This window comes from Pseudomonas sp. S2_F07 (assembly GCF_054668325.1).
Window position 1 is genome coordinate 2,710,145 of record NZ_CP162758.1, and the last position, 24,031, is coordinate 2,734,175.

22 protein-coding genes are annotated in these 24,031 nt (G+C 59.9%); 10 read left to right on the plus strand and 12 right to left on the minus strand.

All coding sequences use genetic code 11. The features are described from left to right. The first annotated feature begins 213 nt into the window (after window positions 1-213). Both AB4O40_RS12115 and rlmF read left to right on the plus strand, forming a co-directional pair. Complete coding sequence (locus AB4O40_RS12115) at window positions 214-3,060, plus strand: valine--tRNA ligase (RefSeq protein WP_056726167.1); 2,847 nt, start codon at window positions 214-216, stop codon at window positions 3,058-3,060. Between the two features lie 224 nt (window positions 3,061-3,284). Beyond that, window positions 3,285-4,313, plus strand: coding sequence for a 23S rRNA (adenine(1618)-N(6))-methyltransferase RlmF (gene rlmF / locus AB4O40_RS12120; RefSeq protein ID WP_056726168.1), 1,029 nt, complete (start codon window positions 3,285-3,287; stop codon window positions 4,311-4,313). Between the two features lie 72 nt (window positions 4,314-4,385). Here the strand turns inward: rlmF and AB4O40_RS12125 are convergent, their stop codons facing one another. Then, on the minus strand, window positions 4,386-4,667 hold the full coding sequence (locus AB4O40_RS12125) for an HU family DNA-binding protein (RefSeq protein WP_007905514.1): 282 nt from the start codon (window positions 4,665-4,667) through the stop codon (window positions 4,386-4,388). A gap of 396 nt (window positions 4,668-5,063) precedes the next feature. Here AB4O40_RS12125 and yejK point away from each other — a divergent pair, with 396 nt between their 5' ends. Together yejK and AB4O40_RS12135 are read left to right on the plus strand one after the other, a co-directional pair. Further along, window positions 5,064-6,068, plus strand: coding sequence for a nucleoid-associated protein YejK (gene yejK / locus AB4O40_RS12130; protein WP_007972706.1), 1,005 nt, complete (start codon window positions 5,064-5,066; stop codon window positions 6,066-6,068). Continuing rightward, on the plus strand, window positions 6,068-6,418 hold the full coding sequence (locus AB4O40_RS12135; protein ID WP_056726169.1) for a glutaredoxin family protein: 351 nt from the start codon (window positions 6,068-6,070) through the stop codon (window positions 6,416-6,418). Before yejK ends, AB4O40_RS12135 begins: the two co-directional genes overlap by 1 nt. Before the next feature lie 130 nt (window positions 6,419-6,548). On the opposite strand, the gene AB4O40_RS12140 is transcribed toward AB4O40_RS12135, so the two are convergent. The 5 genes from AB4O40_RS12140 to AB4O40_RS12160 all read right to left on the minus strand — a co-directional run bounded on the left by AB4O40_RS12140 (window position 6,549) and on the right by AB4O40_RS12160 (window position 10,460). Next, window positions 6,549-7,484 carry a glutathione S-transferase family protein gene (locus tag AB4O40_RS12140; RefSeq protein WP_056726170.1) on the minus strand — a complete coding sequence of 312 codons (936 nt, stop codon included), beginning with the start codon at window positions 7,482-7,484 and terminating at the stop codon, window positions 6,549-6,551. 88 nt (window positions 7,485-7,572) lie between these two features. Further along, window positions 7,573-7,884, minus strand: coding sequence for a GIY-YIG nuclease family protein (locus AB4O40_RS12145; RefSeq protein WP_056726171.1), 312 nt, complete (start codon window positions 7,882-7,884; stop codon window positions 7,573-7,575). Window positions 7,885-7,924: 40 nt separating this feature from the next. After that, window positions 7,925-8,395, minus strand: coding sequence for a nuclear transport factor 2 family protein (locus AB4O40_RS12150; protein ID WP_056726172.1), 471 nt, complete (start codon window positions 8,393-8,395; stop codon window positions 7,925-7,927). Between the two features lie 111 nt (window positions 8,396-8,506). Then, complete coding sequence (locus AB4O40_RS12155; protein WP_056726173.1) at window positions 8,507-9,811, minus strand: CynX/NimT family MFS transporter; 1,305 nt, start codon at window positions 9,809-9,811, stop codon at window positions 8,507-8,509. Then, a complete protein-coding gene (locus AB4O40_RS12160; RefSeq protein ID WP_056726174.1) occupies window positions 9,801-10,460 on the minus strand; it encodes a FadR/GntR family transcriptional regulator in 660 nt (219 codons plus the stop codon). Before AB4O40_RS12160 ends, AB4O40_RS12155 begins: the two co-directional genes overlap by 11 nt. Before the next feature lie 267 nt (window positions 10,461-10,727). Here AB4O40_RS12160 and AB4O40_RS12165 point away from each other — a divergent pair, with 267 nt between their 5' ends. Then, window positions 10,728-12,353: a S8 family peptidase gene (locus AB4O40_RS12165; protein ID WP_056726175.1), complete on the plus strand. Its 1,626-nt coding sequence runs from the start codon at window positions 10,728-10,730 to the stop codon at window positions 12,351-12,353. 65 nt (window positions 12,354-12,418) lie between these two features. On the opposite strand, the gene AB4O40_RS12170 is transcribed toward AB4O40_RS12165, so the two are convergent. From AB4O40_RS12170 to AB4O40_RS12185, 4 genes are all read right to left on the minus strand, one after another. Further along, window positions 12,419-13,183: an amino acid ABC transporter ATP-binding protein gene (locus AB4O40_RS12170; RefSeq protein WP_008053474.1), complete on the minus strand. Its 765-nt coding sequence runs from the start codon at window positions 13,181-13,183 to the stop codon at window positions 12,419-12,421. Between the two features lie 28 nt (window positions 13,184-13,211). After that, window positions 13,212-14,309: an amino acid ABC transporter permease gene (locus AB4O40_RS12175; protein ID WP_056726176.1), complete on the minus strand. Its 1,098-nt coding sequence runs from the start codon at window positions 14,307-14,309 to the stop codon at window positions 13,212-13,214. A gap of 10 nt (window positions 14,310-14,319) precedes the next feature. Continuing rightward, a complete protein-coding gene (locus AB4O40_RS12180; RefSeq protein ID WP_056726177.1) occupies window positions 14,320-15,501 on the minus strand; it encodes an amino acid ABC transporter permease in 1,182 nt (393 codons plus the stop codon). Window positions 15,502-15,566: 65 nt separating this feature from the next. Beyond that, entirely contained in the window at window positions 15,567-16,598 is a 1,032-nt protein-coding gene (locus tag AB4O40_RS12185) for an amino acid ABC transporter substrate-binding protein (protein WP_007972676.1), read from the minus strand. Between the two features lie 468 nt (window positions 16,599-17,066). On the opposite strand from AB4O40_RS12185, the gene AB4O40_RS12190 reads away from it, so the two are divergent. From AB4O40_RS12190 to AB4O40_RS12210, 5 genes are all read left to right on the plus strand, one after another. Then, window positions 17,067-17,723, plus strand: coding sequence for an alpha/beta hydrolase (locus tag AB4O40_RS12190; protein ID WP_414914592.1), 657 nt, complete (start codon window positions 17,067-17,069; stop codon window positions 17,721-17,723). A gap of 98 nt (window positions 17,724-17,821) precedes the next feature. Then, on the plus strand, window positions 17,822-19,312 hold the full coding sequence (gene rhlB, locus AB4O40_RS12195; protein WP_056726179.1) for an ATP-dependent RNA helicase RhlB: 1,491 nt from the start codon (window positions 17,822-17,824) through the stop codon (window positions 19,310-19,312). A 138-nt stretch (window positions 19,313-19,450) separates the two neighbouring features. Beyond that, the gene (locus tag AB4O40_RS12200) at window positions 19,451-20,395 is read left to right on the plus strand and encodes an ornithine cyclodeaminase family protein (protein ID WP_409078405.1); all 945 of its coding nucleotides are present in this window, start codon (window positions 19,451-19,453) and stop codon (window positions 20,393-20,395) included. A gap of 141 nt (window positions 20,396-20,536) precedes the next feature. Further along, window positions 20,537-21,670 carry an NAD(P)/FAD-dependent oxidoreductase gene (locus AB4O40_RS12205; protein WP_460054364.1) on the plus strand — a complete coding sequence of 378 codons (1,134 nt, stop codon included), beginning with the start codon at window positions 20,537-20,539 and terminating at the stop codon, window positions 21,668-21,670. A gap of 84 nt (window positions 21,671-21,754) precedes the next feature. Continuing rightward, window positions 21,755-22,396, plus strand: a complete 642-nt coding sequence (locus AB4O40_RS12210; protein WP_056726182.1) for a helix-turn-helix transcriptional regulator — start codon at window positions 21,755-21,757, stop codon at window positions 22,394-22,396. Between the two features lie 84 nt (window positions 22,397-22,480). Here the strand turns inward: AB4O40_RS12210 and AB4O40_RS12215 are convergent, their stop codons facing one another. Then, window positions 22,481-23,257, minus strand: coding sequence for an ABC transporter substrate-binding protein (locus AB4O40_RS12215; protein WP_056726183.1), 777 nt, complete (start codon window positions 23,255-23,257; stop codon window positions 22,481-22,483). 320 nt (window positions 23,258-23,577) lie between these two features. After that, the gene (moaE, locus tag AB4O40_RS12220; protein WP_046041968.1) at window positions 23,578-24,030 is read right to left on the minus strand and encodes a molybdopterin synthase catalytic subunit MoaE; all 453 of its coding nucleotides are present in this window, start codon (window positions 24,028-24,030) and stop codon (window positions 23,578-23,580) included. Window position 24,031 lies beyond the last annotated feature (1 nt).

The following is a 24,031-nucleotide window of genomic DNA, read 5'->3' on the forward strand; positions in this document are numbered from 1 at the left end:
ACGCTCCCACAGGGTTACTGTCGTACTACATTTTTGTGATCGACACCGACACTGTGGGAGCGTGGCTTGCCCGCGATGGCGTCATTGCAGACACCCCGCCCGAAAAACCACAACTTTCCCCCACCCATTGTCACCTCGCTCTACGCGCATTGGCTCATCCCCGCTATACTTCCCGGCTTTTCCTGAATAAATGCCAATAGGGTCCCGCCGCGCATGGATAAGACCTACCAGCCGCACGCCATTGAAACTTCCTGGTACAACACCTGGGAGTCAGAGAATTACTTCGCCCCGCAAGGCGCGGGCGAGTCCTACACCATCATGATCCCGCCGCCGAACGTCACCGGCAGCCTGCACATGGGTCACGGCTTCAACAACGCGATCATGGACGCCCTGATCCGTTTCCGCCGCATGCAGGGTCGCAACACCCTGTGGCAGCCGGGTACCGACCACGCCGGTATCGCCACGCAGATGCTGGTAGAGCGTCAGCTCGAAGCCAAGGGCCAGAGCCGCCACGACCTGGGCCGCGAGAAATTCCTCGAGAAAGTCTGGGAGTGGAAGGATGAGTCCGGTGGCAACATCAGCCGTCAGATCCGTCGCCTCGGTTCGTCCGTAGATTGGAGCCGCGAGCGCTTCACCATGGACGACGGCCTCTCGGAAGCCGTTAAAGAAGCTTTCGTACGCCTGCACGAAGACGGCCTGATCTACCGCGGCAAGCGCCTGGTCAACTGGGACACCAAGCTGCACACGGCGATTTCCGACCTCGAAGTAGAGAACCACGACGAGAAAGGTTTCCTGTGGAACCTGAAATACCCACTGGCTGACGGCGCCAAGACCGCTGAAGGCAACGATTTCCTGATCGTCGCGACCACTCGCCCGGAAACCATGCTCGGCGACTCCGCCGTGGCCGTTAACCCGAACGATGAACGCTACAAAGCCCTGATCGGCAAATTTGTCGAGCTGCCACTGGTTGGCCGCCGCATCCCGATCATCGCCGACGATTACTGCGACCCTGAATTCGGCACCGGTTGCGTGAAAATCACCCCGGCCCACGACTTCAACGACTACGAAGTCGGCAAGCGTCACAACCTGCCGCTGCTGAACATCTTCGACAAGAACGCCGCCGTTCTTCCAGCGTGCCAGGTGTTCAATCTCGACGGCACGCTGAACGAAACCATCGACGGCAAGATCCCGGCCGAATACGCCGGTCTCGACCGCTTCGAAGCGCGCAAGCAGATCGTGGCCGCGTTCGACGCTGCCGGCCTGCTGGTCAGCGTTGACGATCACGCCCTGAAAGTACCGAAAGGCGACCGCTCCGGCACCGTCATCGAGCCTTGGCTGACCGACCAGTGGTACGTGTCCACCAAGCCTTTGGCCGAGCCTGCGATTGCCGCCGTTGAAGACGGCCGTATCCAGTTCGTGCCGAAACAGTACGAAAACATGTACTTCTCGTGGATGCGCGACATCCAGGACTGGTGCATCAGCCGTCAGCTGTGGTGGGGCCACCGGATTCCGGCCTGGTACGACGAGTCGGGCAAGGTCTACGTCGGTCGCGACGAAGCCGAAGTGCGGGCCAAGCACAACCTCGGCCCAGACGTTGCGCTGCAACAGGACAACGACGTTCTCGACACCTGGTTCAGCTCGGGCCTGTGGACGTTCTCCACCCTCGGCTGGCCGGAAAAAACCGAGTTCCTGAAAAAATTCCACTCCACCGACGTCCTGGTGACTGGCTTCGACATCATTTTCTTCTGGGTTGCCCGGATGATCATGCTCACCATGCATTTGGTGAAAAACGAAGACGGCACGCCGCAGGTTCCGTTCAAGACCGTGTACGTGCACGGCCTGGTGCGTGACGGCCAGGGCCAGAAGATGTCCAAGTCCAAGGGCAACGTCCTGGACCCGCTGGACATCATCGACGGCATCGAGCTCGAAGCCCTGGTGCAGAAACGCACCTCCGGCATGATGCAGCCGAAACTGGCGAAGAAGATCGAGAAGCAGACCCGCGACGAGTTCGCCGAAGGCATCGCCAGCTACGGCACCGACGCCCTGCGCTTCACCTTCTGCTCGCTGGCGTCCACCGGTCGCGACATCAAGTTCGACATGGGCCGCGTCGAAGGCTATCGCAACTTCTGCAACAAGATCTGGAACGCGGCGCGCTACGTGCTGGACAAGGGCGAAGACTGCGGCCAGAACGGCGAAGCCTATGAACTGTCCCTGGCTGACCGCTGGATCATTTCGCAGCTGCAACGCACCGAAGCCGAAGTGACCCGTCAACTCGACCAGTTCCGTTTCGACCTGGCCGCACAAGCCTTGTACGAGTTCATCTGGAACCAGTATTGCGACTGGTACCTGGAACTGTCCAAGCCTGTGCTGTGGGACGAAAACGCCCCCGTCGAACGCCAGCGCGGCACCCGTCGCACCCTGGTTCGCGTACTGGAAGTGGCGTTGCGCCTGGCGCACCCGTTCATGCCGTTCATCACCGAAGAAATCTGGCAGCGCATCGCGCCGCTGGCTGGCATCGATGGCAAGACGATCATGCTGCAACCTTGGCCAGTGGCCAATGAAACCCGCATCGATCAAGCCGCCGAAGACGACATCGAATGGCTCAAAGGCCTGATGCTCGGCACCCGCAACATCCGTGGCGAAATGAACATCGGCCCGGGCAAGCCGCTGCCGCTGTTCCTGAAGAACGTCAGCGCCGAAGACCAGCGTCGCCTGACCGAGAACGAAGCCCTGCTGAAGAAGCTGGCGCGCCTCGAATCGATCACCGTGCTGGCTGCTGGCGAAGAAGCACCGCTGTCCGCCACTGCGCTGGTCGGCGAGATGGAAGTGCTGGTGCCAATGGCCGGCCTGATCGACAAAGGTGCGGAACTGGCGCGTCTGGACAAGGAAATCCAGCGTCTGCAAGGTGAAGTGCAACGAGTCGGCGGCAAGCTGTCCAACGCCGGTTTCGTTGACAAGGCACCAGCCGAAGTCATCGAGAAAGAACGCGCCAAACTGGCCGAGGCCGAACAGGCCCTGGGCAAGCTGGCCGAGCAACATGCGCGGATTGCCAGTTTGTAACGGCAAGTCGCAATGAAGAAGGGAGACCCAAGTGGTCTCCCTTTTTTATCCAAAAACACAACAAATCCCCTGTAGGAGCTGCCGCAGGCTGCGATCTTTTGACTTTGCTTAAAAAACAGGATCAAAAGATCGCAGCCTGCGGCAGCTCCTACGGGTTCGGCGCATTCGCCATCAATGTGGGACAATGCCCGCCACTTTTAGCCATACCCGAATCGACCACCGCCATGACCGCCCCCCGCTCCCCCAAGCCTGCGCGAAAAAAGCCTGCCCCAAAGACCCCGGCCACGGCCGTCGCCCCGAAGGAAAAGGCCAGTCTGCACCCGCGCAATCGCCATCAGGGCCGCTACGACTTTCCGACGCTGATCAAAAGCGCCCCGGAACTGAAGAAATTCGTGATCATCAATCCGTACGGCAAGGAAAGCATCGACTTCGCCAGCCCGGAAGCCGTGCGGGTGTTCAACCGGGCGCTGCTCAAGTCGTTCTATGGCATCGCTCACTGGGACATTCCGGCCGACTACCTGTGCCCACCGGTGCCAGGCCGTGCCGACTACGTGCACTTCCTCGCCGACCTGCTGGCCAGTGGCAATGACGGTGTGATCCCCCGTGGCGCCGCCGTGAAGGTGCTGGATATCGGCATGGGCGCAAACTGCGTGTATCCGCTGATCGGTTACAGCGACTATCGCTGGCAGTTCCTCGGTTCCGATATCGATGCGACCGCCATCGCCGCGGCGAAGGCCATCGTTCAATCCAATGGCCTGAACAAAGCGATCCAGGTACGCCAGCAGAGCAACCCCAAGCAGATCCTCACAGGCTTGCTGGAGAGCACAGAGCGCTTCGACCTGACCATGTGCAACCCGCCATTCCACGCCTCGCTGGACGAGGCCACGCGGGGCAGTACGCGCAAATGGCGCGCCCTGGGCAAAGCCGATCCGAAACGCAAGCTGCCGGTGTTGAACTTTGGCGGCCAGTCGGCCGAGTTGTGGTGCGAAGGCGGAGAAGTACGCTTCGTGACCCAACTGGTCAGCGAAAGCGTGCAGGTAGCCCAGCAGGTGTTGTGGTTCAGTACATTGGTGTCAAAGGCGTCCAACCTGCCGGCGATCCAGACCGCCCTGAAAAAGGCCGGTGCCCTGGAAAGCCAGGTAGTGGAAATGTCCCAGGGGCAGAAGCAGAGCCGCTTCGTCGCCTGGACCTTCCAGACCAAAGCGCAGCAACAGGCCTGGCGCCAGGCACGATGGAGCAACGCTCAAGCGTAGTGAGCGCTTTATCGCGCCCACAAAAAAACCGTGCCCGGATCGCTCCGGTGCACGGTTTTTTCTTAACAAGTCTTACTTGTTAACAGCGTCGGTCAGGCCTTTGGCCACAACCAGCTTGATCACTTTCTTGGCAGCGATTTCGATGGCAGCGCCAGTCGAAGGGTTACGGCCAGTACGGGCAGGGCGCTCAGTCACTTTCAGTTTGCCGATACCTGGCAGAGTGATTTCGCCGCCGTTTTCCAGCTGATCGGCAACGATTTGGCCCAGTTGGTCCAGAGCGTTACGCGCGGTGGTTTTCGGCGCGTCGATAGCTTCAGCGATGTCGGCGATCAGTTGGTCTTTAGTAAGAGCCATTTAGTGTTCCTTCCCTATCAAATTCATATGGATTGCACAGTGCAATGTCAGCCATCGAGCCCGATCTTTTGGATCTGGCACCCTCGGCCAAATAACCTCGGGATCGGGGTTATAGATACCGAAATCAGGGTTTGGTTCGACCTGACAAATGCTGACTGCACGCTTAACGCAGTGACTTCGCGCAAGACCGGGCAAAGCTAGCACACAGACGTGGAAATATCCGCCTCTAGCTACCCATTTGGTCAGCTTTATTGCGCTAAAACAGGAAAAAACTGCATAAGCGCCGTCGGTCACCCGTCAATTGCCCTTCGCACCGCGCCAAAACCAGTGGTTGCGGTACACTGAGCGCTTTTTCGGGGGAGCACGCCCTCCTCTCTTCACTCAGCCGAGAAGCCCATGCCGATCCGTCATTGCATCGTCCACCTGATCGACAAAAAACCCGACGGCACACCTGCAGTTCTCCACGCCCGTGACTCTGAACTGGCTGAGTCCGCGGCCATCGAGAACATGCTCGCCGACCTCAACGAAAGCTATAACGCCAAACAGGGTAAAGCCTGGGGCCTGTTCCATCCGGAATCCGGTGCGTTCCCGTTCAGCGGCTGGCTGAAGGAGTACCTCGAGGGCAGCCAGGATTTCACTGCGTTCAGCCGCGTGGCGGTCGAACATCTGCAAAAGCTGATGGAAGAATCGAACCTGTCGGTCGGCGGCCATGTGCTGTTCGCCCACTATCAGCAAGGCATGACCGACTACCTGGCCATCGCCCTGCTGCACCACAGCGAAGGCGTGGCCGTGACCGACGAACTGGACGTCACGCCGTCCCGTCACCTGGACCTTGGCCAGTTGCACCTGGCGGCGCGGATCAACGTTTCCGAGTGGCAGAACAACAAACAATCCAAGCAATACATTTCGTTCATCAAAGGCAAGAACGGGAAAAAGGTTTCGGAGTATTTCCGCGATTTCATTGGCTGCCAGGAAGGCGTCGACGGTCCGGGTGAAACCCGTACCCTGCTCAAGGCCTTCAGTGATTTCGTTGAAAGCGAAGACCTGCCGGAAGACGACGCCCGCGAGAAGACCAAGACCCTGGTGGATTACGCCAGCAGCCAGGCCAAGCTCGGTGAGCCAATGGGTCTGGAAGAATTGTCCGGACTGATCGACGAAGAACGCCCGAAGGCCTTCTACGATCACATCCGCAACAAGGATTACGGCCTCTCGCCGGAAATCCCGGCCGATAAACGCACCCTGAACCAGTTCCGCCGATTCACCGGCCGCGCCGAAGGCTTGTCGATCAGTTTCGAAGCGCACCTGCTGGGCTCGAAGATCGAGTACGACGAAGAAGCCGGCACGCTGATCATCAAGGGCCTGCCCACTTCACTCACCGATCAGCTGAAGCGTCGCAACTGATGCTCGGCGGCGTACTGAAGAAATTCCTGCTGATCCTGCTGGTGGTCGTGGCCTATCAGAACTGGGGCAAGATCGAGCGGGTGTTCAATCCATCGCAAGTGGTGCCGGCGCAGACTCAGGCCAAGGCCAACGTCGTGCTCTACGCCACCGAGTGGTGTGGCTACTGCAAGCTGACCCGGCGCTTCCTCGATCAGAAAGGCATTGCGTACAAGGAGTTCGATATCGAGAAGGATACAGTCGCGCGCGCGGACTATCAGGCACTGGGCGGTGGCGGCATTCCGATCATCGATGTGAACGGGACGCTGATTCGCGGGTATGACCCGGATGCGATTCTGGCGGTGTTGAAGTAACCCCAGCAGATTTGCACGACAGCTGTGGCGAGGGAGCTTGCTCCCGCTGGACTGCGCAGCAGTCCCTCTTCAAGGGGCCGCTTCGCGACCCGACGGGAGCAAGCTCCCTCACCACAGCTGTATGTCGGTTTCAGCAGGCTTCGATCCGGAAGCCAAACCGCGGGAAGTGCACATGCACCACACCGCCACGCTCGTCCTCTCGCCGTACAATCAGCTCCTCGCGGCCGGCAAACAACAACTCCCCCGCCACCGGATCAACGCCGTAGTCCGTGGCTGCGATCACTACCTGCTGCCCCGCCGTGAATCCATTGGGATCGACAAACTGCTGATCTGGCAAAGCCGCTGGCGTGGACGTGCGCGCCACTGCCAGAGCCTCTTCGGAACTCATCTCGCTGGATGCACCATGACCGAAGCCCAATACCCGCGCATGCCATGCATTGACTGCCGGATAAGCTTCGACCAACGGAGCCGTCACCGGCGTGGCCTTGAGAAACCAGAGGCAATGAGCCAGGGCAAAGTCGGCAATCGACGGCTCGCCAAACAGGTAGTCACCCTCCTCGCGCTGCAACTGTTGCTCCAGGCGCGACATGATCGTTGGCCACTGATGCTTCGCCTGTTCGGTAGACAATTTTGTAGCGCTGCCACCACTGAACAAACCGGCCCGGTCGGCCAGAAACGCCTTGATCGCTTCCTGCGGTAAATTGCCGAAACGCACGGCAATCGATTCCGGCTGGAACACCAGGCTGACCGCATGCTGGAACACCACCGAATCAACCCAGGCGGCAAACGACGCGGTGATCATTTCCTGACCTTCCGGGAACAACGCCGGCAAGGCCTTTTCCTGATCAAGTCGCCGGGCAATCAATGCCGTGTCGCAATAGATATCGGCACCGACCTGCAGCACTGGTGTCTTGCGGTAGCCACCGGTCAATGCCGTGAGATCCGGCTTGGGCATCACTGGCGAGATCTTCACCGAGCGCCAGGACAAGCCCTTGAAGCCCAGCAGCAGGCGGGCCTTTTCGGCAAAGGGGGACGTCGGGTAATGATGCAGAATCAACTCGGACATGCTCGGCTCCGCCGCAAGAATCAGGAGTCCGCAGCTTAGCGCGCAATCACCTGGCAGCCTACAGATCTGCCTGATGGGAACTGATCAGTCAGAGTGATAAGCCAGGGGCGGCGTTCGCCACCAGGCATTCCTTGGCGCTCTTCTTGAGTTTTTTGATCAGCCGCTCCTGACGCAACGCATCGCTTTTGTCGCGACAGCGTTCGGTGTAGACCAGGGCCATGGCCGGGCTGGAAAGAAAGAATCGCGCGCCCTTGCCGCTTTGATGCTTGGCAAAGCGACGCACGGGATCATCGCTGATCCCACAATAGAGCGAACCGTTGGCAGCGCGAACGAGGTAGACGAACCAGGATTTGCTCGCGGGGGTGTCGGCGTCGACAGGGCTTTCGCTGAGGGTGGTCACGTAACGATCAGGGCTTGAAAGGAAACAAGCCGCGATCTTATCAGCGACTGGCCTGGAATGCCTTCAACCCCTTCAGGGCCTGTGATCGAACGGCGTTGCGAACAAGTGGCGTCCAGCCCAGCAGCAGGCCTTTGAAACCCAGGGCCTGACGCGACCATGTCCACAGGTCGAAACTGTCGTGATGCTCGCAGATCTTGCCATCGCGAAAGACAAAGCGTGCCTGGATGTCATTGACCACGGTATTGCCGGTCTGGCTGAACAGATAGGTCGCGACCCAATGGGCGCTACCGGTACGATCATCGGCACGGACATGATCGAAGGTCAGGGAGAAATCCTTGGCGCGGGTGGTGAGCATGCACCACATATCGCCGGCATCACGACCACGAAGCTCGCCGAACGCCGGGTCACTGAACACCACGTCATCGGTGTAGCAGGCAGCCATGGCTTCGCCATCGAGACGCTGGAAGGCCTGGTAGAAGCGGGTGATCAAGGCGCTGTGGACTTCACTCATGGGCAGACTCCCTGTTGTGCAATGGGTATCGAACGATTTCCTGCACGATAGTCTGCAAACGGGTCGAACACTATCGGCATTCGCAAGACGAATACCGACAGTGTGCGGGAATCAGACCTTTTCGCTTTCGACCTGCACATACAACGCACGCCCGGCCCCCAGGCCGGCGAGAATCGCACCAAGGCCGATGACACCGAAGATCCAGCCCACGGCCGTCCAGCCGCCGGTCCAGTCATGCACGATGCCGACCGCGAACGGCCCCATGGACGCCAGGGTGTAACCGAAGCCCTGGGCCATGCTCGACAGGTTCGCCGCAACATGGGAGTCCCGCGAGCGCAACACGATAAGGGTCAATGCCAGGCTGAACGTAGCGCCCTGCCCCAACCCCAGCACAATCGCCCAGCCCCACAGACCTTCAATCGGAGCGTACAGGCAACCGAACAGTCCGCCGAGGGTCAGGGCCATCACGATCACAATCGCCAGGCGCTGATCCTTGCCCCGTGTCGCCAGCCATGGCGCGGCGAGGGAGCTGACCAGTTGAACGATCACCGAACCCGAGAGCACCAGTCCGGCCTGGGTCGGGGTCAGGCCACGGCCGATCAGGATCGACGGCAACCAGCCGAACACGATGTAGGCCAGGGACGATTGCAAGCCCATGTACAGGGTCACCTGCCATGCCAGCGGATCGCGCAGTAATCCCCGAACCCGGTAGGCCACGTTATGTGCGCCGTGTTTCTGGCCGACTTGCGGCAACCAGAACAGCGCGGCCGCCAATGCCGGAATGACCCAGAAGCCGAGGCCCATCGCCCAGCTCTTGTCAAAGTGTTCACTCAACGGCACGGTCGCACCCGCCGCCATTGCCGCCCCCAGACACAGGGCCATGGTGTAGACACCGGTCATGGTCCCGGCCTGCTTCGGGAAATCGCGCTTGACGATGCCCGGCAGCAACACGCCGATCACGCCGATGCTGGCACCGGCCAGCACACTGCCGGCAAACAGGCCGATTTCACCGAACGAACTGCGCAGGATGATCCCGCCCGCCAGGGCCAGGAGAATACCCAGCACCACTCGCTCCGCACCAAATCGCCGCGCCAGCACAGGTGCCAACGGCGCAAACAGGCCCAGGCAAAGCACCGGCAACGTGGTCAGCAATCCAGCCTGAGAAGCTGTCAGACCGAGGGACTTCGACACCTCGCTGAGCATCGGCGCCATGCTCGACAGCGCCGGGCGCAGGTTCAGCGCCACCAGTATCAGGCCCAACAGCAACAGCCAGGGCCGACGCAGAACCGGGTGGGTGTGCTGGACCTGTTCGTCATCGGCCTCGGCATCGATCAGCAGTTCTTCCAACTCGGCCGAACGTTTGGGGGCTGTGGATAACTCACTGCGGTGCATGGACTTCTCGGTTTCAAGGTTCATTGATCAACTGCCTCGACAGGGCCTTGGCCCGTTCCGGGTCGCGTTGTTCGACGGCATCGAGCAACGCGATGTGCAGGTCGAACACTTCCTGACGGCGCGGGACGATGCTCAGGGTCTGGCGCAATTGGGCGCCGACGATGCTGGAGAAATAGCGATACAACTCGCTGAGGGTCGGGTTGTGCGCGGCGTCCACCAGACGGCGGTGGAACACCAGGTCGCAGGCGATGTAGGTGTCGAGATCGCCGTGATAGTGGCTACCGCTGACACCCAGGGCCTCGTGCAATGCCACCAGATCTTCGTCGGTACGGCGCATCGCTGCCAGGCCAATGGCCTCGACTTCGAGGATGTGCCGGGTTTCCCGTGCCTGTTCAAGGGAACAACGGGACAGCGCCTTCAAGGTATCGAGCGGATCGACCACCGCCCGCAGGTAACTGCCGTCACCCTGACGGACTTCGATCAACCCGGAAAATGCCAACACGCGCATGGCTTCGCGCACGGTGTTGCGGCTGATGCCCAGCTCAGCGGACAACTCAGGCTCGGTGGGCAAGCGCTGGCCCACGACCCAGGTGCCCTGGTTGATACGCAGGCGCAACTGATCCAAGGCCTGATCGACCAGGGATCGTTTCACCAATGGAGAGATTTCTGACATGGAATTCGCCCTCTCATCCAATCATAGGATGAATTTTCTGACATGGTAGTCAGCTTCGCCCAATCAGGCAAGGCACCCTCTTTCGCGTATCACCCTGATACCGGAAGACTCCTTAAGACAGAAGGTGAAATTCCTGACGCCTGAAAGTGATTTCCCACCCAGGCCACATGAAAGAGCTGACATCCGAAATTGAGACAGGCCATCAGACTTTCGGACTTTTAATGCGGGCACTTTCGCTCGAATGTCTGAAGGGAATGGGAACAACCGATGGAAGAAGTCATTTTCGGCAAGAAGCACAGCCGACGTTTTTTACTGGAAAAGGATCGGCAACTGCTCGTTGTACGCAGCCAGGCCGGGAGCAGGCTTGACGAAACGTTACACTGCGAAAAAGCTCGACAGGCATTGGCCGACAGTGAGTTGGTACTGCACATCGAGGACGCCGACGTTCAGCTATTCAAACTGCCGGACAATGCCGATGTTCGCCAATGCAAGGCGTTGCTGCGCGAGTTGCCAGACGTACGTTTCGCCGGCAGCGCTCTGGTCGATCCTCATACCCGGGAACCTGTTTTCTACACCGAAAACATTTTCCTGAAATTCGTCGATCGACTCACTGCGACAGAGTGCCTGGTTATCCTCGATGAATTGGGTCTGACCATCAAACAGCAGGTTCCCTACGCGGCCAATGCCTTTTTCGTATATCACGCACATTGTCGCGGCACTGAAGTCTGCTCATTCACACTTCAATTGCTCGAACGTCAGGACGTCGACTACTGCCACCCGGAAATACTGCGTCCGGGCCAACGCCGGACGATCCATGACAACCAATGGCACCTGAAAAAAACCACCGTCACCTATCAGGTTCAGGTCGATGCCAGCGCCAATGTCGAGGCAGCCCATGCCTTGACCCAGGGTGAAGGCATCGTGATCGCGATCATCGACGATGCCTTTGATATCGATCACCCCGAGTTCGCCGGAACCGGCAAAATCATCGGAGCAAAAAACTTTGACCGCCTGAACGCCCCTCAAGGCCCACGGCCTAAAACCCCCCTTGAGCGCCACGGTACGGCAGTCGCCGGTGTTGCATGCGCCAATGGTGAAGCCGGCGCCAGCGGCGTGGCACCTCGAGCCAGTCTCATGCCGTTGAAACTGACCAAACCACTAGGCGCCCGAGCCGAAGCAGACGCGTTTTTCTGGGCTGCGGACCAAGGGGCCGATGTCATTTCCTGCAGTTGGGGGCCATCGGAAGGACATTGGGCTGACCCTACCGACGCCAGGCACTCTCAGGAGTTTGCGCTGGCCGCGAGCACCCGCCTGGCCATAGAGTACGCCGCGACAAAAGGCCGCCAGGGCAAAGGCTGCGTCATTTTTTTTGGTGCCGGCAACGGCAACGAGAGCGTGGACAACGATGGCTATGCCAGCCATCCCATGGTCATTGCCGTGGGTGCCTGCAATGATCAAAATCGTCGCAGCGGCTACAGTGACTACGGCAAAGCATTGTGGTGTTGCTTCCCCAGCGGGGACCAGCAACACCCCGATCCAAAGTTCAAACCCGCCACTTCAGTCCCGCAGACCCGAGGCATTCGAACCACGGATCTGAGCGGCCGGTTTGCCGACCCGATCAATGCGGCCTACACCGAACTGTTCAGCGGCACTTCCAGCGCCTGCCCCGGAGCCGCGGGCGTGGCAGCACTGGTACTGGGGGTCAACCCGGCACTGGACCGCGAACAGGTTCGACAGCTGCTCGCCGATTGCTGCAACAAAATCAGCCACGCCGACGACGGCCCCCTTGGTCAATACGATCAAAACGGCCACAGTCATTACTACGGTCATGGTCGCCTCAATGCCCTGCGGGCAGTGCAGCTGGCACTGGAACGCGGCAAAGCCGCAGACTGACCCGCACTCATAAAAAAAGCCCCACCGAACAATCGGCGGGGCTCATTGAGACAGTCACTGACCGATCAATGCAGGATCTGGCTCAGGAACAGCTTGGTGCGTTCATTCTGCGGGTTGTCGAAGAAGTCGTTCGGCGCAGCCTGTTCGACGATTTCTCCCTTGTCCATGAAGATCACGCGGTTGGCCACGGTGCGGGCGAAGCCCATTTCGTGGGTCACGCAGAGCATGGTCATGCCGTCTTCGGCCAGGCCGATCATGGTGTCCAGTACCTCTTTCACCATCTCCGGGTCGAGTGCCGAGGTCGGTTCGTCGAACAGCATGATCTTCGGCTTCATGCACAGCGCACGGGCAATCGCCACACGCTGTTGCTGACCGCCAGACAACTGCCCCGGGTACTTGTGCGCCTGCTCCGGAATGCGTACGCGTTCCAGGTAGTGCATGGCGATTTCCTCGGCCTTGCGCTTGGGCATCTTGCGCACCCACATCGGCGCCAGGGTGCAGTTCTGCAGGATGGTCAGGTGCGGGAACAGGTTGAAGTGCTGGAACACCATGCCGACTTCACGACGGATCGCTTCGATCTGCTTGAGGTCGTTGGTCAGCTCCACGCCATCGACCACGATGCGGCCCTGCTGATGCTCTTCCAGACGGTTGAGGCAGCGGATGGTGGTGGATTTGCCGGAACCTGACGGGCCGCACAGGACGATACGCTCGCCCTGCTTGACGTTGAGGTTGATGTCCTTGAGTACGTGAAACTGACCGTACCACTTGTTCACGCCCTGCATCTGAATAATGCCTTCAGGGCTCACAGGCTGTTTGATTGCTTCGCTCATCACAAAACTTCCTAAATTAGGTAGCGACTTAGCGCTTGTGGCCAGTGTCGAGCTTGCGTTCCAGATGCATGGAATAGCGCGACATACCAAAACAGAAAATCCAGAACACCAGGGCGGCGAACACATAGCCTTCGGTGGCCATGCCCAGCCATTTCGGGTCGGCGGCGGCTTGCTTGACGCTGTTGAGCAGGTCGAACAGGCCGATGATGATCACCAGGCTCGTGTCCTTGAACAGCGCAATGAAGGTGTTGACGATGCCGGGGATCACCAGCTTCAGGGCTTGCGGCAGAATCACCAGGCCCATGCTGCGCCAGTAACCCAGGCCCATCGCCGCCGCCGCTTCGTACTGACCTTTTGGAATCGCTTGCAGGCCACCGCGCACCACCTCGGCCACGTAGGCCGACTGGAACAGGATCACGCCGATCAGCGCCCGCAGCAGCTTGTCGAAGTTCATGCCTTCAGGCAGGAACAACGGCAGCATCACCGAGGACATGAACAGCACCGTGATCAACGGCACGCCGCGCCAGAATTCGATGAAGGTCACGCAGACCACGCGAATCGCCGGCATGTTCGAACGACGGCCCAGCGCCAGGACGATGCCCAGTGGCAACGCACCGGCGATACCGACGGTGGCGATCACCAGGGTCAGCATCAGGCCGCCCCACTGGCTGGTCGCCACGGCATCCAGTCCCAATACGCCGCCATGCAGCAGGCACCAGGCAATGATCGGGTACAGCACCAGGAAGCTCAGCCCGTACACCGCCTTATGGTGAAAGCGCGAGATGAACAACGGCGCCACGCCGACAATCGCCAGCCACACCGTCAGGTCCACGCGCCAACGCAGTACCGGCGGGTAGTAGCCGTACATGAACTGGCCGAAACGCTGCTGGATGAACACCCAGCAGGCGCCCTCCTTGGTGCAGTCGGCCTGGCTGGTGCCGACCCAGTTGGCGTCAAGGATCGCCCACTGCAGGATCGGCGGTACCACCAGGTAGATGAGGTAGAACGCGAACAGGGTCAGCAGGGTGTTGAGCCAGCTGGAGAACATGTTCTCGCGCATCCACGCCACCGCACCGATGCTGCGGTTCGGTGGCGGCATGTCAGGTTTGAAAGTATGAGTACTCATGCGCTTTTCCTTACCGCTCGATCAGCGCAATGCGCTTGTTGTACCAGTTCATCAGCAGGGAAATGCTGATACTGATCGCCAGGTACACGCTCATGGTGATGGCAATCACCTCGATCGCCTGGCCGGTCTGGTTGAGCACGGTCCCGGCAAACAGCGAGACCATTTCCGGATAACCGATACCGGCCGCCAGCGAGGAGTTCTTCGCCAGGTTCAGGTATTGGCTGGTCAGCGGCGGGATGATCACGCGCAGGGCCTGCGGAATGATCACCTTGCGCAGGGTCGGACCGTTGCGCAGGCCGAGGGAATGCGCCGCTTCGGTCTGGCCATGGCTGACCGACTTGATGCCCGAACGCACGATCTCGGCGATGAACGCTGCGGTGTACACCGTCAGGGCCAGGGTCAGCGCCAGCAGTTCCGGGATCAACACCCAGCCACCGACGAAGTTGAAGCCTTGCAGTTTCGGCATTTCCCAGTGCACCGGTGCGCCGAAAATCAGCGCGCACAGCGCAGGAATGACCAGGAACATCGCCAGACCGACCCAGAACTTGTGGAACGGCACCCCGGTGGCTTCGAAGCGCTTGGTCGCCCAGCGGCTCATCAGCACGATGGCGACGATGGCGACTACAACGCTGATCACAAACGGCCAGAAACCATCCGCCATCAACGCCGCCGGCATGTTCAGGCCGCGGCTGCTGACAAAGAAGGTGTCGCCGAAGTTATGACTGTTGCGCGGCCCCGGCATGGTCAGGAACACCGCGAAGTACCAGAACAGGATCTGCAGCAGCGGCGGAATGTTGCGGAAGACTTCCACGTACACCGTCGCCACCTTGGCGATGATCCAGTTCTTCGACAGTCGCGCCACACCCACGATGAAACCCAGGATCGTCGCCAGGATCACACCGATGAAGGTCACCAGCAAGGTGTTGAGCAGGCCGATGACAAACACCCGGGCGTATGTGTCCGCTTCGGTGTAGTCGATCAGGTGTTGAGCGATGCCGAAACCGGCACTGCGCTCCAGAAAGTCGAACCCGGAGGTAATGCCCCGGTGTTGCAGGTTGGTTTGCGTGTTATCGAACAGAAACCAGCCCAGCGAGACCACCGCGATAATCGTGATGATCTGGAATACCCAAGCACGCACGCGTGGATCGCTGAGGCTGAGCCTCTGCTTTGGCGCGCCGATTGAATTTTGCATGAAGTGCCCCGCAAATAATGGAACAGAACATCACCCGGTGGTTGGCCCACCGGGTGATAGAACCATCAGCGCACTGGTGGTGCGTATTGAATGCCGCCAGCGTTCCACAGAGCGTTCAGCCCGCGGTCGATTTCCAGCGGAGTACTCTTGCCGAGGTTTTTCTCGAACACTTCGCCGTAGTTGCCGACTTGCTTGACGATCTGCACGACCCAGTCTTTCTTCACTTTCAGGTCTTTGCCGTATTCACCGTCGGTACCCAGCAGACGGGCAACGTCAGGGTTCTTGGTGCCCTTGGCTTCGGCTTCGACGTTCTTCGAAGTGATGCCGGCTTCTTCAGCGTTGAGCATGGCGTAGCCAGTCCAGCGCACGATCGCCAGCCACTCGTCGTCGCCATTACGCACGACCGGGCCCAGAGGCTCCTTGGAAATGGTTTCCGGCAGAACCACGTAGTCTTTCGGCGAAGCCAGCTTGCTGCGCTGGGCGAACAGCTGGGATTTGTCGGAGGTCAGTACGTCGCAACGACCGGATTCCAGCGACTTGGCGCTTTCGTCGGAGGTGTCGAAGGTGATCGGGGTGTATTTCAGGCCGTTGCCGCGGAAGTAGTCGGAAACGTTCAGTTCGGTGGTGGTACCGGCCTGGATGCAGATGGTTGCACCGTCCAGTTCCTTGGCGCTCTTGACGCCCAGCTTGTTGTTTACCAGGAAGCCGATGCCGTCGTAGTAGGTAATGAAGCCCGGGAATTTCAGGCCCATGCCCGCGTCGCGGGAGCTGGTCATGGTGGTGTTGCGCGACAGAATGTCGATTTCGCCGGACTGCAACGCGGTGAAGCGCTCCTTGGCGTTCAACTGGCTGAACTTGACCTTGGTCGCGTCGCCGAAGACAGCCGCCGCTACTGCACGGCAGTAGTCAGCATCGATACCGACGATCTTGCCGGTGGAATCCGGAACCGAGAAGCCTGGCAAGCCATCGCTGACGCCACACTGCACGAAACCTTTCTTCATCACTGCATCCAGGGTTGCGCCCGCCTGGGCAAACCCGCTGACACCGAGTACTGCGGCTGCAGTCACGATAGCCAGGGTGGATTTCAACATCTTCATTCAAACCTCCAGTTTTGCTCTTGTTGTGTCGGAGCGTGAGTCCTGTCGCACCCTTTTGAGGCGTAGTCGACCCGTGTTGGCTTGTTTTGGGGTCAACCGACGTAAGACGTTAGCTATGAGTCTAGTAGGAGAAAATCCACGTCATGGAAAACTCACTCTCACCAGTCGGCCGAACGGGCTGTAGCCCTTTCACGTTCGCGAAGCCCCGTAGCGGCCATTGGCGAACATCCATCACCGGATTCATTGCTATCCCACAGTCGGCAGTACACTGATAGTGTTACCGCCGGGCGCGAGATGGGTTGCACCGTTTCCCCATAGCAAAGCCCGTACCACACCGCTCGCCGAAGCGGTTCAGCTGCAGGTCAATAGCAAAACTTGTACGCTTGCGACACTTTATTAACGGATCAACCTGACGCGCACTTTGATCACGCACTTATATGTACGCGCACGCACAACATTGGAGCAGACATGACCGAGCCCTTGATTCTTCAGCCCGTAAAGCCCGCAGACGCCTGCGTTATATGGCTGCACGGCCTGGGCGCCGATCGCTACGACTTCCTGCCGGTGGCCGAAGCGCTGCAGGAAACCTTGCTGAGTACCCGCTTCGTTCTCCCGCAGGCACCGCATCGCCCTGTCACTATCAACGGCGGCTACGAGATGCCGAGTTGGTACGACATCCTGGCCATGAGCCCGGCGCGCGCGATCAACCGCGAGCAGCTGAAAGAGTCGGCGAACCGTGTCATTGAATTGATAGAAGTGCAGCGAGCCAGCGGAATAGACGCCTCGCGGATCTTCCTGGCAGGTTTTTCCCAGGGCGGCGCCGTGGTTTTACACACCGCATTTCTGAAATGGCAGGGTCCGTTGGGTGGCGTCGTTGCCCTTTCTACTTATGCACCGACCTTCAGCGACGAACTGCAACTGTCCGCCAGCCAGCAGCGGATTCCGGTGCTGTCGATGCACGGCCAGTACGACGATGTGGTGCAAAACTCGATGGGGCGCAGCGCCTACGAGCATTTGAAGCTGCGTGGTGTCACCGTGACATGGCAGGAATACCCAATGGGTCACGAAGTGTTACCCGAAGAAATTCGCGACATCGGTGTCTGGCTCGCCGAGCGCTTGCGTTAAGCATTTGTGTTTAAAAGCACCCTTTGATCCATCCCACTACGCCGCGCCCGATTCTTGCATTACACTGCCCGGCGTACATTCCTTAATCAATTGATGAGATGACCGTGCTCAAAGCACTCAAGAAAATGTTCGGTAAAAGCGAGACTGAGCAACTCGCGCCAGTTCCCAGCCCTGCGTCTCACGCTCCCGGCCACCGCACCGACGGTAATCAGTCTGAACGAGCCACCGCCACGGCGGCACCCAAGCATGAGCCGAAGACCGCAATGGCTGACCTGCCTGCGGCGATAACAGCCCCGGAACAGCCGCTCAGCGAAACGCCAAAACCCGCCAGACCGCGCCGCGAACCCAAGCCAAAGGCACCGGTCATCCCATGGAAACTCGAAGACTTCGTCGTCGAGCCCCAGGAAGGCAAGACCCGCTTCCACGATTTCAAACTCGCCCCGGAACTGATGCACGCCATCCAGGACCTGGGCTTCCCGTATTGCACGCCGATCCAGGCACAGGTACTGGGCTTCACCCTCGCGGGCAAAGACGCCATCGGCCGCGCCCAGACCGGTACCGGCAAGACCGCTGCGTTCCTGGTCTCGATCATCACCCAGTTGCTGCAAACCCCGCCGCCGAAAGAGCGCTACATGGGTGAGCCACGGGCACTGATCATCGCACCGACCCGCGAACTGGTGGTGCAGATCGCCAAGGACGCCGCCGACCTGACCAAGTACACCGGCCTCAACGTCATGACGTTCGTCGGTGGCATGGACTTCGACAAACAGCTCAAGCACCTCGAGGCCCGCCACTGCGACATCCTCGTGGCCACGCCGGGCCGCCTGCTGGACTTCAACCAGCGCGGCGACGTGCACCTGGACATGGTCGAAGTGATGGTGCTGGACGAAGCCGACCGCATGCTCGACATGGGCTTTATCCCGCAAGTGCGCCAGATCATTCGCCAGACGCCGCCGAAGTCCGAGCGTCAGACGCTGCTGTTCTCCGCGACCTTCACCGAAGACGTGATGAACCTGGCCAAGCAATGGACCACCGACCCGTCGATCGTCGAGATCGAGTCGCAGAACGTGGCCAACGAAAACGTCGAGCAGCACATCTACGCGGTGGCCGGTGCCGACAAATACAAACTGCTCTACAACCTGGTCAACGACAACGGTTGGGAGCGGGTGATCGTCTTCGCCAACCGCAAGGATGAAGTACGACGCATCGAAGAACGCCTGGTGCGTGACGGTATCAACGCCGCGCAACTGTCCGGCGACGTGCCGCAGCACAAGCGCATCAAGACCCTCGAAGGCTTCCGCGAAGGCAAGATTCGCGTACTGGTCGCCACCGACGTGGCCGGTCGCGGCATCCATATCGACGGCATCAGCCACGTGATCAACTTCACCCTGCCGGAAGTGCCGGACGACTACGTGCACCGCATCGGTCGTACCGGCCGCGCCGGTGCCGACGGTGTGTCCATCAGCTTTGCCGGTGAAGACGACTCCTACCAGCTACCGTCCATCGAGGAAAAGCTGGGGCGCAAGATCAGCTGTGAAACGCCACCGACGCATCTGTTGCGGGCCGTTGAACGCAAGCGCCCGCATTAAGGGACGCTGAAAAGACAAGCGCAGCCGGAAACGGACTGCGCTTTTTTTTCGTCCGGCTTTTTTTCAACAGGTGCTTGCTGTAGATATCTAAAAGTCCATAATAGACAAATTAGTTTACTCTCAGCTCCGGAGCCGACCATGTCCAGCACGCCCCAAGTGATCCCCCAAGCCCAGGCTCGCGAGCTACTGGCGCAGGTCGATGTGCCACAGATCCTGCGCAAACTGTTCCGCGACCTGGCCGCCGGGCAAGCCGTACAACCGGCGCAGCAACTGGTGGAATTTCCACAGGGCGCCGGCGACTTCATTAACTACTTGGGTGTGCTTGCCGGAGAAGGCGTATACGGGATCAAGACGTCGCCGTACATCGTCCGTGAGCAGGGGCCGCTGGTGACGGCGTGGACGTTGTTGATGTCGATGCAGACCGGCCAGCCGCTGCTGCTGTGCGATGCCGGCGAACTGACCACCGCGCGCACCGCGGCGACCACCGCCGTCGCGGTCGATGCCCTCGCACCACTCACAGCCAATCGCCTTGCCATTATTGGCAGCGGCAAAGTGGCCCAGGCGCACCTGCATTACGTGAAAGGCCTGCGCGACTGGCAGAGCATCAGCCTGTACTCGCCGAGCGTGAGCGAAGACGCCGAAACCGTGCGCCGGCTGAAAAACATCGAGCCACGCCTGAACATCGTCGACAGTCGCGAAGCTGCCGTTCAGGACGCCGACGTGATCATGCTCTGCACCTCGTCCGCCGGTCCGGTGATCGATCCGTCGAGCTTGCGCAAACCGGCGTTGATCACCTCCATCAGCACCAATGCGCCGCGCGCCCATGAAGTGCCGCCGCAAAGCCTCAACGACATGCAGGTGTTCTGCGACTATCGCCTGACCACCCCGGGCTCGGCCGGCGAAATGCTGATCGCCGCCGAACGGCACGACTGGGACAAGGGCGCGATTGTCGGCGACCTGCCCGACCTGCTCAGCGGAAAAGTCCTGCGCCCTGATTACGATCGCCATGTGTTTTTCCGCTCCATCGGCCTGGGCCTGGAAGACATTGCGCTGGCCAATGCGATCTATCGCCTCACGCACTGACACCAAATTCATCCTGTAGGAGCTGCCGAAGGCTGCGATCTTTTGACTTTGCTTTTGAAAAGATCGCAGCCTCGTTTCACTCGTCAGCTCCTACAAGAGATCACCATAAATCCGGCATTTACGCCCCAACAGGAGACGTTCATGAGCCAGGCAGATTTCATCATCATCGGCGGCGGGATTGCCGGTGCTTCCACGGGTTTCTGGCTTTCGCAGCACGGCCGCGTGATCGTGCTCGAGCGCGAATCCCATCCGGCCTATCACTCCACCGGCCGCTCGGCGGCGCTGTATACCGCCGCCTACGGCACCCCGCAAGTGCGGGCATTGACCCTGGCCAGCCGGGACTTTTTCGACAACCCGCCCAGTGGTTTCTGCGAACACCCGCTGCTGACCCCGCGCGGCGAAATGACCGTGGACTTGACCGGTGACCCGGACGAGCTGAACAGGCAATACCAGAGCGCAAAAACCACGGTGCCGGAGATGCAGTTGCTCGACGCCGACGCGGCCTGCGCGCTGGTGCCGATCCTGCGCCGGGAAAAGGTCCACGGCGCCATCTACGACCCGACCGCCAGCGACATCGACACCGATGCCCTGCACCAGGGCTATTTGCGCGGCATCCGCCGCAACCAGGGCGAAGTGCACACCGACAGCGAAGTCGTCAGCCTGAGCCGTGACAGCCAGGGTACATGGCACGTCCAGACCGGCAGCCAGACCTTCAGCGCACCGGTCATCATCAACGCCGCCGGCGCCTGGGCCGACAAGGTCGGCGAACTGGCTGGCGCCAATCCCCTGGGCCTGCAACCCAAACGCCGGGCCGCGTTCATCTTCGCCGGTCCCGAAGGCGTGGACATCCACCATTGGCCGATGCTGGTCAGCCTCGACGAATCCTTCTACATGAAACCCGATGCCGGGATGTTCCTCGGTTCACCGGCCAACGCCGACCCGGTGGAACCCCACGATGTGCAGCCCGAAGAGCTGGACATTGCCATGGGCATCTACCAGATCGAAGAAGCCACGACCCTGACCATTCGCCGCCCGACCCGCACCTGGGCCGGCCTGCGCAGCTTCGTCAGCGACGGCGACTTGCTGTCCGGCTTCGATCCACAGGTACCGGGGCTGTTCTGGGTCGCGGCACAAGGCGGTTATGGCATCCAGACCTCACCGGCCATGGGCCAGGCCAGCGCGGCACTGGTGCGCGGTGCCGCGTTGCCCGAGTCGCTCGGCCATTTCGGGCTGAATGCCGAAATGCTCTCCCCTGCCCGCCTCGGCGGATCCTGATCCTCAGGTGACGTGCCCACACGATTACGGCACACTTTCAGCGCCCCTTTGATGGGGCGCTGACGCTGCCTGGAGTTCCACTGTATGAACGCTCCCGAAAAAGACTCGGCCCTGGACGACACATCCCTGGATAACTTCCACGCGATTGCCGACGCCATCGCCACGTTGTTTTTCCCCCACGCCGAAGTGGTGCTGCACGACTTGCGCACGCAAAAGGTCGACTACATCGCCAACAACCTGTCCAAGCGGGAAATCGGCGACGACTCGGCGCTGGAAGACATGCTCAGCGACGATGTCAGCGAACGAAACATCGGGCCGTACGAAAAGCTCAACTGGGATGGTCAGAAGATTCGCAGCCTCAGCACGGTGCTTCGGGACAGTGAAGGTCGTCCACAGGCGGTGCTGTGCATCAACCTGAATATTTCGTTGTTCGAAAATGCCAAGGCCGCCCTGGACCTGTTCCTGTCGCCGACCAAGCTGATCCCGCAACCGGATGCGCTGTTTCGCGATGACTGGCAGGAGCGGATCAACACCTTCCTCCACGCCTGGCTGCGCGAGCGGCAGTTGAGCCTGAATCTGCTGACTCGCGACCACAAGCGCGAACTGGTGCTGGCATTGCACGCCGAAGGCGCGTTCAAGGGCAAAAGCGCCTCGAACTACGTGGCCAATGTGCTGAACATGGGCCGGGCGACGGTGTACAAGCATTTGAAGGAATTGAAGGGCTGAAAATCAAAAGATCGCCGCCTGCGGCAGCTCCTACAGTGAAACGCATTCCCCTGTAGGAGCTGCCGCAGGCTGCGATCTTTTTGATCAATCGCCGTAAATGTCGGACTTGAAATACTTGTCCGAAATCTTCTGGTACTCACCACTGGCACGAATGCCATCAATGGCCGTGTTCAGCTCGCTGACCAGTTCGGTATTGCCCTTGCGCACGGCAATCCCGGCACCTTCGCCCACATATTTCGGATCTTTCAGCTCCGGCCCGGCAAAGGCGTAACCCTTGCCGCGCGGCATCGACAGGAAGTCATTGAGTGGAATGGTGTCGGCAAAAATCGCATCGAGGCGACCGGCTGCCAGGTCCATGTAGATTTCTTCGTTGTTGCTGTAGCGCTTGACGTTGATGCCCTTTGGCTCGAACACCTCGGTGGCGTAACGGTCGGTCGTGGTGGCGCGCTGCACGCCGACGGTCTTACCCTTGAGGCTGGCGTACTGGTCATCCACCACCGCGCCATCCTTCATCACCAGGCGCGACGAAGTGAAATAGTACTTGTGGGTGAAGTCCACCGACTTCTTGCGGTCTTCATTGATGGTCATGGACGACAGCGCCATGTCGATTTTCTTCACCTTCAGGGAAGGAATCAGACCGTCGAACTCGCCTTCGACCCACACACACTTGACCTTCATCTGCGCGCACAGGGCATTACCGATGTCATAGTCGAAACCGACGATTTCGCCTTTGTCGGTTTTCGAGGCGAACGGTGGATACGCCGCTTCGATACCGATGCGCAAGGTTTTCTCGGCGGCGAACACAGAGCTGCACGCCAACAGGCTCAGGGCCAGACCGGTGATGAGGGGGAACTTCTTCATGTTCGTTTTCTCGCGGTTGTTGTTGGTTTGGCAAGACAGAAGAAAAAGCTGAAACGGGTGGAAACCTTTTTTGTACTTATAATTCCATACTGGACTTTTATGTATAAATCGTCAATGAGGCAAATGCAGCCCGTTCCGGCCGATGGTCGGGTGGTGGTTCTGCAAGGTATTGGGTGAGCCAGATGGCCCCTTCGTCGGAACGCCGCCCGGACCAAGCCCGCTCCCACAGGGTTCTGTGTCGTACACAAAATTTGTGTTCAACCAGATCCACTGTGGGAGCGAGCTTGCTCGCGAAGGCTGACTTGAGAACGCCGCAGGATTTACTGCTTCCAGCGATCCGCCGCCGCATGATCACTGTCACGCCCCTCGACCCAACGCGGCCCGTCACTGGTGATTTCTTTCTTCCAGAACGGCGCACGGGTTTTCAGGTAGTCCATGACAAAGGCGCAGGCGTCGAATGCCGCCTGACGATGGGCGCTGGCCGCGCCAACGAAGACAATCGGCTCGCCCGGCTCCAGGGCGCCGATGCGGTGCAGCACTTCCAGCTTGAGCAACGGCCAGCGCTGCTCGGCCTCGATGGCGATCTTTCCGAGGGCCTTTTCAGTCATGCCCGGATAGTGTTCGAGGAACATCCCGGCCACATCGAGGCCGTCATTGAAGTCGCGTACGTAGCCGACAAAACTCACCACCGCACCCACGCCGACATTGGCATCGTGCATGGCATTGACTTCGGCACCCGGGTCGAACGCGGTGGACTGTACGCGAATCGCCATG

Coding starts and splice junctions, on each gene's coding strand:
- AB4O40_RS12115 (WP_056726167.1), top strand. CDS start 214: ATGGATAAGACCTACCAGCCGCACGCCATTGAAACTTCCTGGTACAAC.
- rlmF (WP_056726168.1), top strand. CDS start 3,285: ATGACCGCCCCCCGCTCCCCCAAGCCTGCGCGAAAAAAGCCTGCCCCA.
- AB4O40_RS12125 (WP_007905514.1), bottom strand. CDS start 4,667: ATGGCTCTTACTAAAGACCAACTGATCGCCGACATCGCTGAAGCTATC.
- yejK (WP_007972706.1), top strand. CDS start 5,064: ATGCCGATCCGTCATTGCATCGTCCACCTGATCGACAAAAAACCCGAC.
- AB4O40_RS12135 (WP_056726169.1), top strand. CDS start 6,068: ATGCTCGGCGGCGTACTGAAGAAATTCCTGCTGATCCTGCTGGTGGTC.
- AB4O40_RS12140 (WP_056726170.1), bottom strand. CDS start 7,484: ATGTCCGAGTTGATTCTGCATCATTACCCGACGTCCCCCTTTGCCGAA.
- AB4O40_RS12150 (WP_056726172.1), bottom strand. CDS start 8,395: ATGAGTGAAGTCCACAGCGCCTTGATCACCCGCTTCTACCAGGCCTTC.
- AB4O40_RS12155 (WP_056726173.1), bottom strand. CDS start 9,811: ATGAACCTTGAAACCGAGAAGTCCATGCACCGCAGTGAGTTATCCACA.
- AB4O40_RS12160 (WP_056726174.1), bottom strand. CDS start 10,460: ATGTCAGAAATCTCTCCATTGGTGAAACGATCCCTGGTCGATCAGGCC.
- AB4O40_RS12165 (WP_056726175.1), top strand. CDS start 10,728: ATGGAAGAAGTCATTTTCGGCAAGAAGCACAGCCGACGTTTTTTACTG.
- AB4O40_RS12170 (WP_008053474.1), bottom strand. CDS start 13,183: ATGAGCGAAGCAATCAAACAGCCTGTGAGCCCTGAAGGCATTATTCAG.
- AB4O40_RS12175 (WP_056726176.1), bottom strand. CDS start 14,309: ATGAGTACTCATACTTTCAAACCTGACATGCCGCCACCGAACCGCAGC.
- AB4O40_RS12180 (WP_056726177.1), bottom strand. CDS start 15,501: ATGCAAAATTCAATCGGCGCGCCAAAGCAGAGGCTCAGCCTCAGCGAT.
- AB4O40_RS12185 (WP_007972676.1), bottom strand. CDS start 16,598: ATGAAGATGTTGAAATCCACCCTGGCTATCGTGACTGCAGCCGCAGTA.
- AB4O40_RS12190 (WP_414914592.1), top strand. CDS start 17,067: ATGACCGAGCCCTTGATTCTTCAGCCCGTAAAGCCCGCAGACGCCTGC.
- rhlB (WP_056726179.1), top strand. CDS start 17,822: ATGACCGTGCTCAAAGCACTCAAGAAAATGTTCGGTAAAAGCGAGACT.
- AB4O40_RS12200 (WP_409078405.1), top strand. CDS start 19,451: ATGTCCAGCACGCCCCAAGTGATCCCCCAAGCCCAGGCTCGCGAGCTA.
- AB4O40_RS12205 (WP_460054364.1), top strand. CDS start 20,537: ATGAGCCAGGCAGATTTCATCATCATCGGCGGCGGGATTGCCGGTGCT.
- AB4O40_RS12210 (WP_056726182.1), top strand. CDS start 21,755: ATGAACGCTCCCGAAAAAGACTCGGCCCTGGACGACACATCCCTGGAT.
- AB4O40_RS12215 (WP_056726183.1), bottom strand. CDS start 23,257: ATGAAGAAGTTCCCCCTCATCACCGGTCTGGCCCTGAGCCTGTTGGCG.
- moaE (WP_046041968.1), bottom strand. CDS start 24,030: ATGGCGATTCGCGTACAGTCCACCGCGTTCGACCCGGGTGCCGAAGTC.